Below are 17562 nucleotides of genomic sequence, written 5' to 3'. Positions count from 1 at the left end.
CCGCCATACAATCGAGTTTTAGGCGACACGAAAAGCTGTTTGTTTATTGATAAGATATAAGTCGAGGGAGCGCGTGGTTCGAGACGTAATGAGCACCCAGAAGTCCACTCGCCAGCGGGCCGGGACCGTCGACGAGAACGCGCTGCGGCTCGACACCGAGAAGGCGGAACAGATAATCGAGGCGCTGAACGGCGACCTCGCGAACGCGTACGTCCTCTACCACCAGCTCCACAAACACCACTGGAACGTCGAGGGCGCCGAGTTCCTCGAGGTCCACGTGTTCCTCCAGGAGGTGTACGAGGACGTCGAGGCCGCGGCCGACGAGCTGGCGGAGCGGCTCCAGGCGCTCGGCGGCGTGCCGCACGCGAGCATGACGACGCTCGCCGACGAGGCGACCGTGGAGCCGGAAGACGAGGACGTGTACGACGTGCGGACGTCGCTCGCGAACGACCTTGAGATGATGGGCGACATCATCGAGAGCTACCGCGAACACGTCGCGCTCGCCGACGGCCTGGGCGACTACGCGACCAGCGAGATGCTCCGCGAGCAGCTGGAGACGCTCGAAGAGCACGCCCACCACATCGAGCACTACCTCGAAGACGACTCGCTCGTCGTCGACTCCGCGACGAACTGAGCGAGGGAGTCGGCTCGTCGACCGCGCCCAGGAGCCGTCGACCGCGCGACGATCGAATCTTTTCAGTCCGCGTCCGACCGCGGGAGCGACAGCGCTCCGGGGTCCGGCGGCTCGCCGGGCACGTCGTCGAGCAGCAGTTCGACGAGCCGGTCGGCGACCGTCGGACTCACCAGCCCCGCCATCTCCATCGCCTCGCGCTCGTGGGCGTCGAGTCCCAGCGCGTCGCGGAAGAACCACGAGAGCGCGACGTACGTCTCGTGGAGGTCGGCGGCGCGCTCTTTCCCCGCGTCGGTGAGCGCGGCGCCGTCGTACGGCTCGCGGGTCACGAGCCCGCGGTCGTCGAGCCGCTGGAGCATCTCCGTCGTCGCCGCCGGCGAGCGCCCGACCGCGTCCGCGATCCGTCCCGGCGAGACCGGCGGCGACGACCGGTGTTCCGCGATGTACAACGCGAGCAGGTACTCCGTCTCGCGCGTCATTCCGGGATGGTCGAGTCGTCGTGCCGCGCCTCGTCGTCGCTCGTCCCGTCGTTCGGTGAGTCGGCGCTCTCGTCGCCGGGACCGAACAGGGCGAGGCAGGCCCACGCCCAGCCGTCCGCTCGGGCGCGGCGCGGCGAGTCCGACACGGTCACGCCCTCCGCGTCAGGTGGTCGCGGACCGCTCGCTGGCACTCGGAGAGCGTCTCGACGAGGCGCGCGACCGTCGAGAGGACCGGGTGCGACACCGGGAAGTCGGCGTACAGGTACGCGGTCACCGACCGGTGTCGGATCCCGACCGCGGCGCCGCGGCTGGCGGTCCGGTCGAGGTCCGCCTGCCGCTCCGCCAGCAGCGACTCGCAGGTCTCGATCCGCTCGGCGAGCGCCCCGTGGCGGCGGCACAGATCGTCGAACCCGAGCGTCGAGAGGGGCGTCTCGTCCGCGGTCGCCAGCCAGTCGGTGATCTCCCGGATCGCCTCGTGGGCCGACCGGAGCGACGCCGCCTCGCGCTCCAGCGTCCGGTCGAACACCGCGAGCTCCGCGATGCGGTCGTCGACGGCCGAACCGATCGCGGACGCGACCCGCGGGGTGAACTCGTGGTCGGTCTTCGGCGAGAGCGCGACCGCGACGGCGTCGCCCAGCTCCTCGCGGATCGTGGCCAATAACGGCTCGTCGGCGTCGAGGTCGGCGACGCTGTGGGACCGCACCGTCTCGGCGAACGCCTCGCGGACCCGGCGACAGCCGTCGGTCGACGAGGCGTTCCGTCCCCCGACGGCCGCGCGAACGCCGCCGGCGCTCGGTCCCGCGCCGACTCCTGTTCCGGTGCCGATTCCAGTTCCCGAACCGATTTCTGTTCCCGCGCCGACGCCCGTCTCCTCGTCGGAAGCCGTCGGATCGGATGCCGTGGGAATCGATGCGACGGCCGACCCGAACCGCTCGTAGGCCCGTCGCTCGTCCGCGGCGGCGTCGCGCTCGGCGGCCACTCGGTCGCGAGCGCGGTCGACGTGGGTCTCGACGGTCACCGCGGATCACCGCCGGCGGGCCGAACGAGTGCGTTGACCGCGTGTCTCATACGGATTAGGCTAACCTAAAACATCAAAAAGCCACCGGTTTTTAGGACGGCCTAAGAACTCGACGGGCGCGAGGAGCCGGGTCGAGAGAGGTAAAACGGGGAGCGGATCGGAGGCGCGAGCGGGGGAGAATCCGTGTTCGGACCGTCGGAACGCGGGACCGGAGAGGACTGCTGGACCGCTACAGCTCCTCGACGGCGCCGCCGTCGGCGCGCTCTCGGAACACCTGCCCCTCGATGAGCGTCACCATCGTGTCCTCCTCCTGCCAGGCGGTGGGCGAGAGCTTCGCCTTCCGGCAGGCGCGCTCTCGGAACACCTGCCCCTCGATGAGCGTCACCATCGTGTCCTCCTCCTGCCAGGCGGTGGGCGAGAGCTTCGCCTTCCGGCAGGCGCGCGAGAGGAACTCGGCGCCGGACCAGCCGTTCTCGACGGGGACCGTCGGGTAGAGCCAGCCGTGGGCGTTGCCGCTGTCGACGGCGACGCCGTGGGTGCCGATTTCGAGGTCTTCGAGCGGGTCGTTCGTGAGGACGGTGTTCGAGACGACGAACACGGAGACGGTGATGTTGTCCAGCTCCTTCGGCTCCACCTCGGAGCCGCAGGAGTCGTCGGACGCCGCCTTGATGGCGGCCTCGACGATGGCGTGGCCGAGCTGGTCGGAGGTCTCCCACGCGCCGGCGCAGCCGCGGAGGCGGCCGCGTCCGCGGGTCGACTGGAGGCGAACGAAGGCGCCGGTGCGGGCGTAGAACGCCTCGCGCATGCTTCCGGGTTGTTCGCGTTGTCCGTGTTGGACGAACGACTCGACCGCTTCCCGCGCGAGTTCGACCGCTCGTGCACCGTCGTCGTACGACAGCTGAACGGTCTGAGCCTCGGACATGGAAGTCTATTACGCTGCTGACGACTTGAACGCTTCCCTTGTGGCACCGCTCTCGCGGCGTTCGCGGCGTCTGCGGAGAAAGTCGGCCGACCGAACCGCTTATTCGCCGGCGGGCGAAAGGCCGAAACGGACAGAGGGAGCCCGACTCCCGTGCCTCTGGCATGAGGAAAGTCCCCCCACCGGCCGGACAGGCGACCGGGCACACGCCCGGAGTCGGAGACGGCTGGCTCTGGAACAGCAACGACACCCCCCGCCCCGACCGATGATTCGCGCGAACCGACCCGCAAGGGAAGGGAGCTAACCCGAGGAGGGCCGACGGGCGGGAACGGATGGAACGGCGAATCCTCGCCGGTGCAAGTCCGCGCCACAAGGTAGTCCGGCCACGGCGCGGACGCTCAGCCGAATGTCGGGACGAACCGAAGGGGGCTTACTCCCCTCAGTCCGCTCACACCGACCAGCGGCGCGACTCCCCCGCGATTACTTATAAATGAACGAGGCGGTGGCGCGTGCCTGTGAGGCCGCCCCGCGGCCGAGCAGCACGCGCGAGGGAGTCGGCGGTCCGGAGCGAAGCGGAGGACCGTCGACGAGGTTGGGGAGGCGTGAGGTGCGGTCGCTCTGCGGGGCGGGACTCGAAGGGGCAGTCGCGAGGGCGGCGCAGGCGACGTAAGCACCGCAACGAGGGAGTGAACGGAGTGAGCGACCGAGTGAGGAGCGCAGCGAGCGTGCGCCGCCCTCGCGGCTGGGGCTTCGGAGGTGTTCATCGTCGAGCCGCAATCAACGACTTATAAATGATCGACTGGGGATTCGACGGTGTTCGTCGTCAAGCCATACTCAACGACTTATAAACAACCGACTAAAAACTCCAATTCAAGTCCGTATCAGGCCGTCTCCATCTCCTTTTCCAGCTCGCGGAGCCGCTCGATGCGGTTCTCCGTCGACGGGTGGGTCGAGGCGATCTTCCCGACGAAGCCGGCCTTGATCGGGATGATGAAAAACGCGTTCATCTCCGCCTCCTCGCGGAGGTCCTCCTTGGGCACCTTGTCCATCCGGCCGTCGATCGTCATCAGCGCCGAGGCGAGCGCGCCGGGCTTCCCGGTGATCAGCGCCGCGCCGCGGTCCGCGGAGTACTCGCGGTAGCGCGAGAGCGCCCGGATGAGCAGGAACGAGACCACCCACACCACGAGCGACACGAGGATCGCGACGATGACGGGCGCACCCTGTCGGTTGTCGCCGCTGAACAGCCACCCCCACCGCACGATGAAGAAGGCGATAGTCGAGAGGAACGAGGCGATGGTCATCACCATCACGTCGCGGTTCTTCACGTGGGCGAGCTCGTGGGCGAGCACGCCGTCCAGCTCGTCCTCGTCGAGGCTCTCCAGCAGGCCGGTCGTCACCGCGACGGTGGCGTTCTTCTTGTTCCGGCCGGTCGCGAACGCGTTCGGCACCTGCGTGTTCGCGACCGCGACCGTCGGCTTCGGCAGGTCGGCCTGCTGGCTCAGCCGCTCGATCCGCCGGTGGAGGTCGGGGTACTCGTCGGGGTCGACCTCGCGGGCGCCCATGCTCTTCAGCGCGAGCTTGTCGCTGAAGAAGTACTGGGCGAGCGAGAACCCGCCGAGCATGAGTAGTATCGTCATGTTACCCACGTCGAGGAACGTCACGAGGGCGCCGACAAACACGACGTAGAGGGCGAATAGGAGGAACATCGTGAACGCCATCCGTCCACGCAACCCCCAATCTGTCTTCCAGTCCATACCCGGGAATTACCGCTCGGTGCGTTAAAGCCTGCCGGAGCCGCGGACGGTCGATCTGACCCGTCCGCAGCGGTGCGATTTCCGCCGCAACGGCGCGCTTTTGCCGCGCAGCGGCGACGCCGACTTCACGCTTTAGATCGACAGGATCGCGTTGACGAGCGTCCGCGTCGCGATGGCCGTGCCCGCGCCGAGCCACGTCAGGAGGACGAAGTGGATGTAGCCGTTCGCGGGGTTGCCGCCGTCGATCCGGCGGATCATCTGCGAGGAGAGCGCCGCGTTGAACAGCACGACGGTCAACAGGAGGTACTCGATGAGCGGGATGTCGTAGGCGCCCGGGTAGACGATCTGGCCGATATCCATCTCCTCCAGCCCGAAGTCGGCGGTGAGGTCGGCTAAGATCGCGACGATCTCCAGCCCGATGAAGAAGGCGAACGTCGCCGCCGCCGTGATCCCGTACAGCAGCCCGATGAACGTCATCGCCGCCTGCCGGCGCTGCTCGCGCAGCTGGTTGACCGCGTTCATGTTCTTCGAGATCAGCTCGCCGAGCATCTTCGGGTCCCCGCCCATCCGCCGACCGACGAGGTACATCTCGGAGAACTTCTGGATGAGATACGAGCGCGTGTCGCGCGTGAACGCTCGCCACGCGCCCTCGGTGCTGATCCGCATGTTGAGCCGGCGGTAGAGCCGCTCGATGGCGGCGGAGAGCTCGCCGAAGTTCTTGTCGCGCAGCGTCGTGAGCACGTCGGTGGTCGTCGACTGCTTCGCGCTCTCGGTCGCGCCGAGCGCGCGCACGAACGACGGGAACTCACCGTCCCGGGCCGTGATCGCCTGCTCTTCGCTCCGGAGGATCACCCCGGTGATGATGAGCGGCGAGATGGGAACCGAGAGGTACAGCGGCAGCCGGACGTCGTCGAGGAAAAAGAGGAGTCCGGGCAGCCCGGGACCGTGCCCGAACATCCCGGCGGCCGTGATCCCGATGAGCAGGAACGAGAGGGCGCCGCCGCCGATCAGCGAGCCCCACAGCTTGAGGTCGCCCGGCGCCCGCTCGTCCGGGTGGTACCAGATCGGGTCGTACGGCGACGTCGCGCGGATCATCGCGTAGAAGCCGAGCTGGACGAAGACGAACAGCACGATGACGGCCGCGACCGTCGCGGTCGGGTCGTTGCCGGTGAGGATCGGGAGGACGACCGCGAACACCAGCGCGAACGTCATCGAGAGGATCATCGACATGTACAGGTCCTTCATCACCTCCAGGTTCGAGAGCGCGGACTCGTAGCGGGTCTCGTACTGCGCGAGCATCACGTCCTGCTCGGAGACGAGGAACTCCTCCAGCGACTGCCCCGCGCCCATCGTGTAGCCGAGGCGGTCGAAGAAGTCGGCCATCGCGTCGGAGGGGACCTCCTGTGCCCGACGGCGACACGCGTCGTCGAGGCTCTGATTCCACGTGTCGACGAGGTGGACGACGCGGCCGATCTCCTCGGCGGCGACGCCGTACTCCTCCTCTTTCGCCAGCGTCCGGAACACCTCCATCCGGTCGATGTTCGTCGTCGACAGCACCGTCATGTGCGTCATCACGAGATGCAGCTGGTTGTCGATCTTCGTCTCCAAACTGGAGAGGTAGATCTTCGGATAGATGACGGCCGCGAACAGCACGAGCGCGCCGAACATCGGGATCGGCACCCGGGCGGCGATCGGGAGCGGGAGCGCGACCAGCCCGACGACGCTCGCGAGGAAGATGAGCACGGCCGGAATCAGCACCAGCCCCACGTACTTCCGCTTGGAGATGTCGAGCTGGTCGTACGACTCCATGACCTCGGAGGTCAGCTTGGCGGCGGTCGCGAGCCCGTTGCCCATCTCCTTTACCGCCATCGTTAGCGCACCCCCGTCGCTTTGCTCGCTTCTGTCGCCTTGCTCGCCCTCATCGTCGCTACCTCGTGTTCCGGTGCATGTCGAAGGGAAGTCCCTCGACGCCGTCGCGCTGGAAGGAGTTGATCGCGTCGTTCACCTCGTGGTAGCCGAGGATACCCTCCTGGATCATGCGCTCGATCAGCTCCGCCCGGAAGTCCAGGTCGTCGTAGATGTCGCGGGTGTCGGCGTAGCCCAACAGCGTCGCGATCTGCTCTTCGAGCACGTAGGAGTTGTTCATCCCCTGGAAGACGATCTCGTCTTCGACGGGGTCCCAGCTGAACACCTCGCGGGTGACGACTCCCTCCATCTCCTTCGAGTACCCCTCGATCTCCTGGACGCTCGTCACCCGCCGTAAGACCTGATCGCCCTGTTTCACGCGGTTCTGGAACAGCGCCACGTCGGCGTTGTCCATGAACGTCTCCGGGACGTTGATCGGCTCGGAGGTGAACCGCTGGATCATCGAGACGATGTCGGACGCGTGGAACGTCAGCATCACCGGGTGTCCCGTCTGGGCCGCCTGGAACGCCATGCGTCCCTCGGCGCCCCGGACCTCCCCCACGATGATGTAGTCGGGGCGCGACCGCAGCGCGGCGGCGACCAGGTCGAACATGTCGACGTCCGAGGATCCCTCGCCGCCGCCCTCGCGGGTCAACAGCTGCTGCCAGGTGCTGTGCGGCGGGATGACCTCGGCCGTGTCCTCCGCGGTGTATATCTTCGAGTCGTCCGGGATGTACGAGAGGATGGCGTTCAGCGTCGTCGTCTTCCCGGACGCCGTCTCCCCGACGACGAACACCGTCTGCTCGTTCTCCAGACAGAGCCAGAGGTACGCCGCCAGCTCGGGCGAGAGCGTCCCCCAGTTGGTGATCTGGTTGATCGACAGCGGCACCTCCTCGCCCTGTCGGATCGTGAGCGAGGACCCCTTCAGCGACACGTCGTCGGAGTAGATGATGTTGATACGCGACCCGTCCGGCAGCGTGGAGTCGACGATGGGGTCGGAGTCGGAGAGGGGGTCGCCGATCCGCTCGCCCATGTTGCGCAGCCAGTTGTCGAACTCCTGGGGCGTGCCGAAGTCGACGGTCGTCTCCAGCATCCCGAAGGTGCCGTGGTCGACGTGACACTCCTTGGGACCGATGACGTGAATGTCCTCGTTGGCCGGGTCGCGCATCACCGGTTCGAGGGGACCAAGCCCGACGATGTCCCGGTTGAGTCGGTACCGGATGTTCTCGTAGGTCTCCTCGGTGACCGACAGCTTCCCGAAGTTGCGGATCTTCGAGAGCCCGCGGCGCCAGCCGGAGGCGGTGTCGTCGACGTGGGTCACCTCCTCGAGGAGCTCCTCGATGAGGTCGTCGTACTCCGCCTCGTTGTCGGGGGCGGTGTGCTGGCCGCTGGCCGTGAGCAGCCGGTTTTTCACCTCGTTGAGTACTTCCACCTGCGGGCCGGTGACCTCCGGCTCGATGGCGTAGTACTTCGTGTCCTGGCCGAGGTCGCCGTAGATGTGGCTGTAGATGGGACCGCCGACGGGGTAGATGACGTTCGGGCGCGCGGACTCGTACTCGTCTTTCGGCTCATCGATGAACTGCGGGAACTCCCCGGTGATCTGTTTGAACTCGCGGAGGTGCTCCCGGAGGTGGGGCCGCCGCATGGCGGCCTTTCGGAGCTCTTCGGACGGTTTGGCGGTCCCGTGTTCGGTCATCTCCCACGCCCCGTCGTCGCGGTGGTCGCGGTCCGGTCGCCCGGACCGACTGTGCGTCCCCGGCTCATGTGTTAGGCGACGCTGCGGCTCTCTATCACGATACCGGTTCCGGAACGAACCGAGAACCCGATCGTGTCGCCGACCTGTTCGCCCATGCCCGCGAACCGCTTCACGTTGATCTGCCGCCGGATGTCGTTGCCGACCTCGATCATCTCGAGCTGGAGGAAGACGTCGGCGATAGAGCGGAACGGACCGATCGCGTCGTCGTCGACCGCGGAGGGGTCGACGGTGAGCACCACCACCTTCCCCTGCGAGATGATCTCGCGGAAGAAGGAGATGATCTCCAGAGCCGCCTGTCGCTCCTCGTTCTTCCGGACGAGCGCTTCGAAGGTGGGGTCGTTCCGGAAGATGGCGTCGAACGTGTCGAGGAACACCACGTCGGAGTTCCACATCGCCTCGGCGTCCATCAGCCGCTTGAGCAGCTCCTTGCGCTCGCCGTCGCCGTCGGAGAACGCGCCGCCGGAGTCGAAGTCAGCGTGCAAGAAGAGCAGCTCCTCCTGGAGGAGCGGCTTCACCATGTCGTACTCCAGCGAGTGCATCTGGTCGATGAAGCCGCGGACGGTGAGCTCCGTCGACATCATCGTCACCGAGGCGCCCTCCTGGACCAGCCCGTAGGCGAACCGCTGGGAGATGGCGCTTTTGCCGGCCCCGTAGTCGCCCTCCATGAGGACGATGCTCCCGCGCGGGATGCCGCCGCCCAGCTCCTTGTTCAGTCGGTCGCGGTCGCCGAGTCCCAGAGAGAGGAGGTTGTCGTGAGGCATCTCAGCTCCCCCCCTCCACGCGGAACTGGAACAGCTCCTCGTCGCCGTTCACCGAGAGGAACACCCGGTGGTCGCCGTCGGCGAGCTCGCCGTTCGACCCCTCGATCTGGTCCACGTTGATCGTGAGCCGGAGCACGTCGCCGCGGCCCCACGCGTTCGCGCCGTCCGCGGAGACCAACGTCCCGGAGGTCGCGCCCGGCCCGACGTACGCGCCGTCGAAGACGACGTCGAGGTCCGACCCGTCCGGCGCCAACCGATAGGTGCCGGTGTTTTTGATCAGCAGCGTCACGTTGTCGTCGCCGCTCGCGTTGTACACCCCGGCGCTGGGGTCCGAGATGACCGTCACGTCGGTCCGGAGCTGTTCGGTCGCGTCGAGACCGGCGTCGTCGACCGCCGCGCTCACGCGGTCGACGCCGGTGGTGATCGTGCCGACGACGCCGGCGGCGATCACCAGGCTCGCGATGAACAGGATGAGGTGCGAGACGGGAACGCTGGCCATCTATGCGCTCACCTCCGTCACGGTCGCGGCGTCGCGGACGCCCGACTCGACGACGAGGACGACGCGCGTGCCGTCCCCGATATCCGTCGCCGTGTCGGTGACCGTCACCGAGAGCGTCTCGTCGCCGAGCCAGAGCGCGGTGTCGCCGTCGCCGTCGACGGTCGTAGAGGCGTTCGGCCCGCCGACGTCGACGTACTCGTTGCCGACGACGAGCGTCGCGTCGTCGGCGACGAGACCGACCGACCCCTCGTTGGTGGCGTTGACCGTGAGGGTCTCGGTGTCGGCGTCGAAAGTGGCGTTCGTCACCGCGAAGTCCGTGTTCTGCCGTTCGAGCGCGCGCTCGTTGATGCCGTGTTGGGCGTCGGAGACGCGGTCGAGCCCGTTGGCCGCCACGGGGTAGAACGTCGTGAACGCGAAGAACAGCCCCGCGACGATGATGGCCGTGGACGCGGAGACGCTAACGCCCATCTCCCCACCCTCCGTCGGCCGGATCGGCGCGGTCGGAACGGGGATTCGGGTCGTTCATCGGCCGGGTGGAACCGTTCCGGTCGCGCCGGTCGTCGCGGTGACCGTCGCGGCGGTCCGCGTCGGCCTCGGGTCGCGCGTCGCCGCGATCCGCCGCGTCGTCGGCGTGGTCCGCGCCGTTCGCGCGTCGCTCGCGGGCGTCGGGCGCGTCGCTGCGCCCGGACGCGTCGTGGCCGTTCCGGTCCGCAGGCGGCCGCTCGTTGCGGTCGGTGCGGCCGTCGCGGCCGTTGCGGTTGTTGCGCTCGTTGCGGTTGTTACGCCCGTTGCGTCCGGAATTGTCCCGCCCGCCGCGACGACCGCCGACGGGGCCGCCGACGAGCGATCCGCCGGCTAGGTCGTCCCAGCGGTCCAAGAGCACCGTATGGCTGCTGGTGCCGTTGAGCTGGGTCACGTACCGGAGGCTGCGGGTGTGGTGCTCGCGGACGAGCCGGTCGGTGCCCGGCCGATCGACGAGGTTGCGGTCGATCGTGCCGAACCCGGAGAGGAAGTCCCGGAGCCGCGCCGCGGCGTCGGGACCGATCCACTCGATCCGCTCGTAGTAGTTGATCGCACGCACCGCGTCGGTGACGTCGCTCTCGGAGACGAGGAACTCCAGCCACTCCATCACGAGGAGGTCGCCGACGTAGTCGCCCGGGAGTTCGGTGAGGTACGGCTTGCCGCGGCCGCTCCCGCCCGAGAGGTCGTCCTCGCCGACGTACTCGAAGCCGCCGGACGCCTCGGCGGGGTCGCCGCCGGGCCGTCGGTCGGGCGCGGGGTCGGGTGCGCCCGCCGGTTCGGGGTCGGCCGCCGGCTCGGGGTCCGCCGGTTCGTCGAAGCCGTCGTCCTCGACGCCGCCCCCGAGGTCGTCGCCCCCGAAGCCGTCGTCGGCGGTCTCGTCGTCGAACGAGCCCGTTTCGTCGCCGGGGTCGGCGAACGAGTCGTCCCCGTCCTCGAACGGGTCGTCGTCCGCGTCGTCGCCCTCCTCGGCCCAGTCGGCCTCCCCGGAGTCGTACTCTTCTTTCAGTTCGCTGAAGCTCTTTCCATCGTCGTTCATGTCGTCTCCGTCGTCCGCCGTTTCGGTCTCGGACGCGGCGTCGTCCGTGCTGTCGTCGTCCAGTTCCTCGAAGTCGTCGTCGAGGTCATCGAACTCGTCGTCGTCGAGGTCGTCGAACTCGTCGTCGCCGTCGAGATCATCGTCGAGGTCGTCGAACTCGTCGTCCGCTTCGTCGTCGAAACCGTCCGCCTCCTCCTCGTCGAGGAGGTCGTCGTCGAAGAACCCGTCCGCGTCCGCGTTCGCGACGTCCTCGTCGAGGTCCTCCTCCTCGCCGCCCTCGTCGTCGTCGAAGATGCCGAACGACCCCTCGCCGCCGCCCTCGACGCTGTCGAAGCCGCCGCCGTCGTCGACGAAGGGATTGATGCCGCGGGTGACCATCTCGTAGATGTCGAGGAGGTTACGGACGTCCTCCTCGATGTCGTCGACCGCGGCGGAGATCTCCTCGTTTTCCGACCGGACCGTCGAGACGGTCGAAGAGAGCGAGGCGACCTCGTTTTCCAGCTCGTCGAGCCGGTTTTCCAGCTCGTCGGTGGCGGCACCGCCGCCACCGCCGCCGCCGCCCTCGTCGAACTCGTCGTCCCACTCGTCCATCCCGTCGAAGTCGTCGAAACCGTCGCCGCCGCCACCTCCCATCCCGCCGCCGCCACCGCCGCCACCGCCCATCCCTCCGCCGCCCATGTCGCCGCCGAAGGGGTCGTCGTCGCCACCCATACCACCGGAACCGTCGTCGTCGGATCCGTCGTCGTCGAGGAACCTGTCGAGGACGCTCGCACCGACGAGCCCCAGCGTGGCGACTGCCCAGGCGGCGGTTGGAGCTCCCCACACCGGTAGTTCGAGGCCCATTATCGTCTACGACCCGCAGAAGCTACTTCAATTCACCCCTCAAAATATCAACCGTGAGAAAGCACGTCACGAGGTGAGTATCGCTCGTTGTCCGGCCCGGAACGAGGGAGATCGGGAGGAGAGGGAATCCGGATCGGCGACCGAACCGCGGTCAGATAGCCCGCTCGAACCCGTCCGCGGCCCGAATGACGAGGCGGCCGTTCGGGCCGAACCGGACCGTCCGGCCCACCGCGTCGCCGACGTCGCTGGCGACGATAGGAACGCCCGCCGCGTCGAGCACCTCGCCGACCCGTTCGACGTTCCGCGGGCCGACAGCGTCGGTGAGATCGAGCATCTCGGCGCCGCCGGCGACCCGCGCCTCCAGTCGTCGGGGGTCGGCGCCGGCGTCGTCGAGCGCCGCGATCAGCGAGTCGATCCCGGTGTCGACGTACTTCGCGGGCCGCGAGACCGCGGTGGTCCGCCCGTCGCCCGCGGGCAGCATGGCGTGGAGGAGTCCGCGGACCCCGGCCCGCTCGTCGGCGAGCGCGACCGCGACGCAGGAACCGAGCCCGCTGGTCGTCAGGATCGCGTCGTCGCTCGTGACCGCGAGCTCGCCCACGCCGACCTTGATCCGGCCGGGATCGTCGGCCGCCGCCCCGCCGGTGACGGCGGCGGGCTCCGCGTCGGCGACCGCGTCGCCGTCGCTCCCCGTGTTCCCCGCCGGATCGTCCGGCCGATCGTCGGAGAGCGAGCGGGTCACGACTCCGAGAGCCGGTCGAGCGCCCGGGCCAGTTCGCGCTCGTCGGGGAGCGCGTACACGTCGCACCGCGCCTGAATCCCTTCCGTCCGGATCGCGGTGTCGATCACGAACCCGTAGTCCTGTCGCTCGCTCAGCTTCGCGACGAGCGGGCTGATCGTCGACGCGCCGATGTCGTGGACGAACTCCGGCGGCGAGTGGGTGATCGTCGTGCCGAGCACGTTCGCCCACCCGTCGATGAACCCGCTCGTCATCACGTTTCCCAGCTCGCAGAGCGCGTTCTCTGCCATGTCGCCGAGGGGCTCGTTGGGGTCCATCGGGAGCATCGCGTCCGCGACGGCCGCCGCCGAGGACTCCTCGAAGAGGATCGCGAGGTAGCCGCTCGGCTCCCCCTGAAGCTCGAACACCGTGCCCGCGTGCGGCTCGGTGCCGACCTCCGCGGGCACGTCCGCGAGCGGGACGAACCGGAGCCGGCTGACGTCGACGCTCGTCTCCAGCCCAGTCATCATCGCGATGTTGTCGGCGGCGTTCGCCGACCCCTCCTTCGCCAGCGACGAGAACGTCGACAGCGACTCGTAGGGCACCGCCGTGCTCGTCGTGCCGCCGTTCGCCTCGCCGCCGGCCGTCGCCGCGGGCGCGGTCTTCCCGACGATGAGGTCGCGGAACGGTCCCGAGTCGGGCAGCATGTAGATGGAGAAGTCGAGGTCGGTCGTCGTCGCGTCCAGGCGGCTCTCGAAGAGGAACACGCCGTCGCCCGCGAGCGCGCCGTCCGGCAGCACCGCCGCGCCGTCCGCCTCGAAGTACCGCGGCGGCGTCATGTCGATCGCCTTCCCGAGGTAGTTCGCCCAGCCGTCGAGGAAGCCGCCCAGCGCGATGTTGCCGACCTCCGTCACCGCGCTCCGCTCCATCGACCCCCCGCCGGGCAGAAGCGAGAGCAGGGCGTCCGCGTTGACGGCGTCGAACGCGAGGACCGCCTCGCCGTCCAGCCCGCCGCGGAGACCGACGCTCACGCCGATGGACTCCCGGCCCGCGAACGACTCAGCGAGGTCCTCGCCGCTGGCGACGCTCGCGCCCGTCACCTCCACCGCGAGGTCGGTCCCGGTGAGATCCGAGAGCGCGCCGGCGGCCTGCTTCGCCCCCTGCTCCGCGAGGCGGTTACAGGCGCCGAGCGCGCGGACGTCGACCCGCATTATACCGCCGAACCGATGGCGTCGAGCACGTTCGGCTTCTGGAACGGCTTCGTGATGTACCCCTCCGCGCCCGCCTTGATCGCCGCCTTCATCTTCTCCTCCTGCCCGACGCTGGTACACATGATCACCGTCGCGTCGGGGTTGTCTTCGAGGATCTCCGTGGTCGCCTCGATCCCGTCGCGGATCGGCATCACGATGTCCATCATCACGAGGTCCGGGCCGTGCTCTTCGTACATGTTGACCGCCTCCACGCCGTTTTCCGCCTCCCCGACGATATCGAACTCGCCTTCGAGGATCTCCCGGAGGAGGTTCCGCATGAACTCCGAGTCGTCGGCGATGAGTACCCGCGTAGCCATTGTTGTCTGAAGCGGGGCAGGGCGACCACTTAATCGCTCCCCCGCGGTTCTCATCGATGAGAATAGACGGGAGAGACGGAGAAGCGGCGAACGGTCGAAACGGGCCCTCACCCGACAGTGGTGGTCGCAGACGAGAACATCAGTAATCAGAGACGTTGGAAGTTACACCCAGTGGCCGAGGATGTGAATCACACCGACGACGACCGTGCCGACGAACGTCTCCCGGGTGCCGATCCCGAACGGGAGGAAGGTCGGCGACTCGTCCTCGCCGTCGCGACCGCCGGAGTCACCGACCGGGTCCGACGAGTTCCCGTCGGGGTTTGTGGACCCCGTTGAGTCAGCGTCAGTAGAGTTCTGGTCAGCGTCAGTAGAGTTCGGGTCGGTGTCTGTGGAGTTCTGGTCGGTATTTGAAGAATCCGCCGAGCCGTCGGTGTCGCTTCCGTCGCCCTCGCCGTCATCGTCGTCGATCGTCGTCCTGGCTGGGTTCTCCGCGACGATCAGCGTTCCGTTCCGACGGTCCTCGTCGAGCGTGACCGTGAAGGGGTACTCACCGGGGTCGAGACGGGTGGTCGCAGACGGGAAGCCGAGGGTGCGCGACTCGTTCGACGACAGCGTCAGTTCGCGAGCGGTCGTCAGGTTCCCGTCGTCGACATCGAGCGCGAGCGTTCCCTCTCCTTCCAGTCCGCCGGCGTTGCGGACTTCGATCCCGAGCGCGGAGAGGTTCCCACCCTTCGCGACGGTGACGTTCTCGGGGACGCTCTCGATCGCGAGCCGATCCGGGTTGTCGGTGTCGTCAACGACGACCACTGTGCGGCTGTCGCGGAGCGTCGTCCCCTCGTACAGCTCGTAGTTCAGACGGGTCCCCGGATCGGCGTCCCCGAGATCGGCGCCGATAGAGAAGTTCCCGTCGGAGACCTCCAACTGCGACTCCGACCGGAACTGCTCGTCGCGCTTGTCGTCGACGAAGGTGGCGGACATTTCGATCGGCGGTAGTATCGTTGTCGTCCCGGTCACCTCTCCGCCCGAGGCCTCGACGAGGAGCTCGCCGTCGTCGGTGACGTGGTCGTACTCGAAGTACCGCTCCTGGATCGAAAACGACGCCTCCGCGCTCACGGTTCCGTCGGCGGTCTCCCAGTACGGGAACTGTTCGGGCGCTTCGTGTTTCGGTTCGAACGCCGCTGGCGGCTCCCCGCTGTCGTCGGCGAACGCGTACCGTTGTCCCTCAGTACCCTCCAAGGCAAACTCGACGGCGTACTCGTCGCCCGGTTCCGGAGCCTCGGTGAACGCCCCTCCGTCGCTCGTGTCCAAGACGAGGTAGAACCGCCCCGGCGCCGAGTCACCGGTCTCCAGTTCCTCCGCGTCGGCGAGGAGAAGAGTGACATCCTCGGGGTCGGCGTCGGCGAGGTCGAGTATCGACCGTGGCTCGTTCATGCCCGGGTTCGTCTGTCGAACTCGGAGGGTGACACCTTCTTTAGCATCTAAAATGTTTGTCAGGACGGAGTGGTTGACCTCTTGACCGGCCTGAATCGTATCTTCGCCTTCTTCGTCGGCGAAGTGCGACAGCGCCCCCCAGATACCGGTCGATTCGAAGCCGAGGACGACGCGGTCACCTTTCGTCACCGCAGTGCGGTCGAGGCCGTTCTGTTCGAGGGCACTAAGGGATTCGCCGCCGCCTCCGCCTTCGAGATCATCCGGGTCAGCAGTGGTGAACACCTCAATTTCGTCGTGGAACGTCGGTTTCGTCAACAGGAGGTCCGACGAGGCGGCAGTCTCGACCGGGGTCACGACTCCCGGATCCTCGACGACGAAGGTCCCGTTGGTGATCGCGAGTCGGTATCGTTGGGGGACGAGCGGGCGAGCGAGGCCACCGGCACTGGTCGCGCTCCGAAGCGAGTCGAGATCGTCTCCAAGGAGATTACCGTCCTCGTCGCGGAACTCGAGGTCACAGTCGGCCTCGCGGCAACTGGCGGCGGTCCCCTCGTCGGTTCCGAGAAGTCGAGTGTTGATCGTTCCGTCAAAATCTCCGTCCAGTTTCACGACGTCGGTGTACCCGATAGACTGTCCCGTGTCGGTAAGTCGATTCCCACCGATCAACAGGTACGCGCTTCCGTTGGAGTTGCTGGCCGTGTACCTGATATCAACGGGGTCACCCGCGATACCGGTGTACGTCGGACGGGAGAACGAACCGCTGAGTTCGTGGCGATCCGCCGGACCGGTCCGATCCGTCAGATCGGCGGTGACGGCGGTGGTCCCTCGGGCGTTGTCCGACGACGCGGAGTCACCCATCGAGAATCCCGCTGCCGGACCAGCGGCCGCGACAGCGAACAAGACGAAGAGGACGGAGACGATAGTCAGTCCAACCCGGACGGTTCCGGCCCGTCGAGGGCGAAAGGAAAGGATTCCGTCGGCACTTTCTGCGGCGGGTTCACCGCTGTCTGCGGCCGCCGTTGACCGCTCGGGCCGGTCCGTATTGTCGTCGGATTTAGATGTCATCGTGGCGTGGAGAGTGTTTGGCCCCGCAGAGGTAACGGAGCGTATCAGTTGTTCATCGCTCCGACGTTCACCGACTAAAGCGTACCCACCCGATTATCACATCTGTGAACAGAGCGGGCGGGAAAAGACCGAACAACCCACAGAACGACCGACTGCGTCGGGGGAAGTCGTTCGACCGTTCCCCGAAGAATTAAGCCCGGCCGGCGTACGCTTTCGATCAGGATGCCATCGTGTCCCCGATGTGAAGCGTCGATAGCCGAAGAGGCCCGGTACTGCGCACAGTGTGGCGCCCCACAGACGGAGGACGCGGCCGAGGAGCTGGACGAGTACGTTCAGCGACAGGCAGAGCAGGTCTCCGGAGGCGGCGGCGATACCGGCGACTCCGACGGATTCGCGGACATGGCCGATCTCAGCGACCGCGAGCAGCTCTGGCGGCGCGGCTGTTACGTCGTCGGGTACGGAACCGTCGTCGTCGCGCTCACCCTCGTCCCGGCGATCGGCGCCTTCCCGTTGATCCTCGCCGGGATCGCGATCCTCCCGCCGATCCGGCGGCTCACCGCCGAGCCGCTCGGTAGCTCACTGAAACGCGAAGTGATGGTCGGGATATACGCGATATTCGCACTGATCGGCGCCGCACTGCTGTTCCTGCTGTAGGGCTTCCCGT

At 67.5% G+C, this 17562-nt stretch carries 17 protein-coding genes, 1 other RNA gene and 1 pseudogene; 4 read left to right on the top strand and 15 right to left on the bottom strand.

Going from position 1 to position 17562, the window contains the following annotated elements:
* Positions 1-88 precede the first annotated feature (88 nt).
* Positions 89-634 (top strand): DNA starvation/stationary phase protection protein DpsA, encoded by a 546-nt coding sequence (gene dpsA / locus J2744_RS05305; protein WP_209545459.1) that lies wholly within the window; start codon positions 89-91, stop codon positions 632-634.
* A 62-nt stretch (positions 635-696) separates the two neighbouring features.
* Here dpsA and J2744_RS05300 read toward each other — a convergent pair whose 3' ends face one another.
* From J2744_RS05300 to J2744_RS05285, 4 genes and pseudogenes are all read right to left on the bottom strand, one after another.
* Complete coding sequence (locus J2744_RS05300) at positions 697-1110, bottom strand: metal-dependent transcriptional regulator (protein WP_209545457.1); 414 nt, start codon at positions 1108-1110, stop codon at positions 697-699.
* Complete coding sequence (locus J2744_RS05295; RefSeq protein WP_209545455.1) at positions 1107-1256, bottom strand: hypothetical protein; 150 nt, start codon at positions 1254-1256, stop codon at positions 1107-1109. Before J2744_RS05295 ends, J2744_RS05300 begins: the two co-directional genes overlap by 4 nt.
* A 2-nt stretch (positions 1257-1258) precedes the next feature.
* Positions 1259-2128 carry a DUF7260 family protein gene (locus J2744_RS05290; RefSeq protein ID WP_209545453.1) on the bottom strand — a complete coding sequence of 290 codons (870 nt, stop codon included), beginning with the start codon at positions 2126-2128 and terminating at the stop codon, positions 1259-1261.
* A 349-nt stretch (positions 2129-2477) separates the two neighbouring features.
* A pseudogene (locus J2744_RS05285) lies at positions 2478-3050 on the bottom strand (TIGR00296 family protein); the annotation flags it as partial.
* A gap of 129 nt (positions 3051-3179) precedes the next feature.
* Between J2744_RS05285 and rnpB the strand changes: the two are divergent.
* Positions 3180-3492: RNase P RNA component (gene rnpB, locus J2744_RS05280), an RNA gene on the top strand.
* Between the two features lie 436 nt (positions 3493-3928).
* Here the strand turns inward: rnpB and htpX are convergent.
* From htpX to J2744_RS15485, 11 genes are all read right to left on the bottom strand, one after another.
* Positions 3929-4801, bottom strand: a complete 873-nt coding sequence (htpX, locus tag J2744_RS05275; RefSeq protein ID WP_209545451.1) for a zinc metalloprotease HtpX — start codon at positions 4799-4801, stop codon at positions 3929-3931.
* Positions 4802-4933: 132 nt separating this feature from the next.
* Positions 4934-6670 (bottom strand): archaellar assembly protein FlaJ, encoded by a 1737-nt coding sequence (gene flaJ, locus J2744_RS05270; protein WP_209545449.1) that lies wholly within the window; start codon positions 6668-6670, stop codon positions 4934-4936.
* Positions 6671-6728: 58 nt separating this feature from the next.
* The gene (locus tag J2744_RS05265) at positions 6729-8402 is read right to left on the bottom strand and encodes a type II/IV secretion system ATPase subunit (RefSeq protein WP_209545439.1); all 1674 of its coding nucleotides are present in this window, start codon (positions 8400-8402) and stop codon (positions 6729-6731) included.
* Positions 8403-8473: 71 nt separating this feature from the next.
* Positions 8474-9223 carry an ATPase domain-containing protein gene (locus tag J2744_RS05260; protein ID WP_121598109.1) on the bottom strand — a complete coding sequence of 250 codons (750 nt, stop codon included), beginning with the start codon at positions 9221-9223 and terminating at the stop codon, positions 8474-8476.
* A gap of 1 nt (position 9224) precedes the next feature.
* Positions 9225-9722 carry a flagellar protein G gene (locus J2744_RS05255; RefSeq protein ID WP_209545437.1) on the bottom strand — a complete coding sequence of 166 codons (498 nt, stop codon included), beginning with the start codon at positions 9720-9722 and terminating at the stop codon, positions 9225-9227.
* A complete protein-coding gene (locus tag J2744_RS05250) occupies positions 9723-10190 on the bottom strand; it encodes a flagellin (protein WP_209545436.1) in 468 nt (155 codons plus the stop codon).
* A complete protein-coding gene (locus J2744_RS05245; RefSeq protein WP_209545433.1) occupies positions 10180-12123 on the bottom strand; it encodes a FlaD/FlaE family flagellar protein in 1944 nt (647 codons plus the stop codon). Before J2744_RS05245 ends, J2744_RS05250 begins: the two co-directional genes overlap by 11 nt.
* Positions 12124-12274: 151 nt before the next feature.
* The gene (locus tag J2744_RS05240; protein WP_209545432.1) at positions 12275-12862 is read right to left on the bottom strand and encodes a chemotaxis protein CheD; all 588 of its coding nucleotides are present in this window, start codon (positions 12860-12862) and stop codon (positions 12275-12277) included.
* Complete coding sequence (locus tag J2744_RS05235; protein WP_209545430.1) at positions 12859-14049, bottom strand: chemotaxis protein CheC; 1191 nt, start codon at positions 14047-14049, stop codon at positions 12859-12861. Before J2744_RS05235 ends, J2744_RS05240 begins: the two co-directional genes overlap by 4 nt.
* Complete coding sequence (gene cheY / locus J2744_RS05230) at positions 14049-14405, bottom strand: chemotaxis protein CheY (protein WP_209545422.1); 357 nt, start codon at positions 14403-14405, stop codon at positions 14049-14051. The genes J2744_RS05235 and cheY overlap by 1 nt, the downstream gene beginning before the upstream one ends.
* A gap of 162 nt (positions 14406-14567) precedes the next feature.
* Positions 14568-15836 carry a BGTF surface domain-containing protein gene (locus J2744_RS15485; protein ID WP_321169789.1) on the bottom strand — a complete coding sequence of 423 codons (1269 nt, stop codon included), beginning with the start codon at positions 15834-15836 and terminating at the stop codon, positions 14568-14570.
* A 69-nt stretch (positions 15837-15905) separates the two neighbouring features.
* On the opposite strand from J2744_RS15485, the gene J2744_RS15480 reads away from it, so the two are divergent.
* Positions 15906-16856 carry a hypothetical protein gene (locus J2744_RS15480; protein WP_321169788.1) on the top strand — a complete coding sequence of 317 codons (951 nt, stop codon included), beginning with the start codon at positions 15906-15908 and terminating at the stop codon, positions 16854-16856.
* 264 nt (positions 16857-17120) lie between these two features.
* Positions 17121-17552 (top strand): zinc ribbon domain-containing protein, encoded by a 432-nt coding sequence (locus J2744_RS05220; RefSeq protein ID WP_209545418.1) that lies wholly within the window; start codon positions 17121-17123, stop codon positions 17550-17552.
* Positions 17553-17562 lie beyond the last annotated feature (10 nt).

Origin of the sequence: Halorubrum trapanicum, from assembly GCF_017873555.1 — an archaeon.
In the GTDB taxonomy this organism is placed as follows: domain Archaea; phylum Halobacteriota; class Halobacteria; order Halobacteriales; family Haloferacaceae; genus Halorubrum; species Halorubrum trapanicum.
The sequence above is the reverse complement of the archived record's forward strand: the minus strand, read 5'-3'. Positions and strand labels throughout refer to the sequence as shown.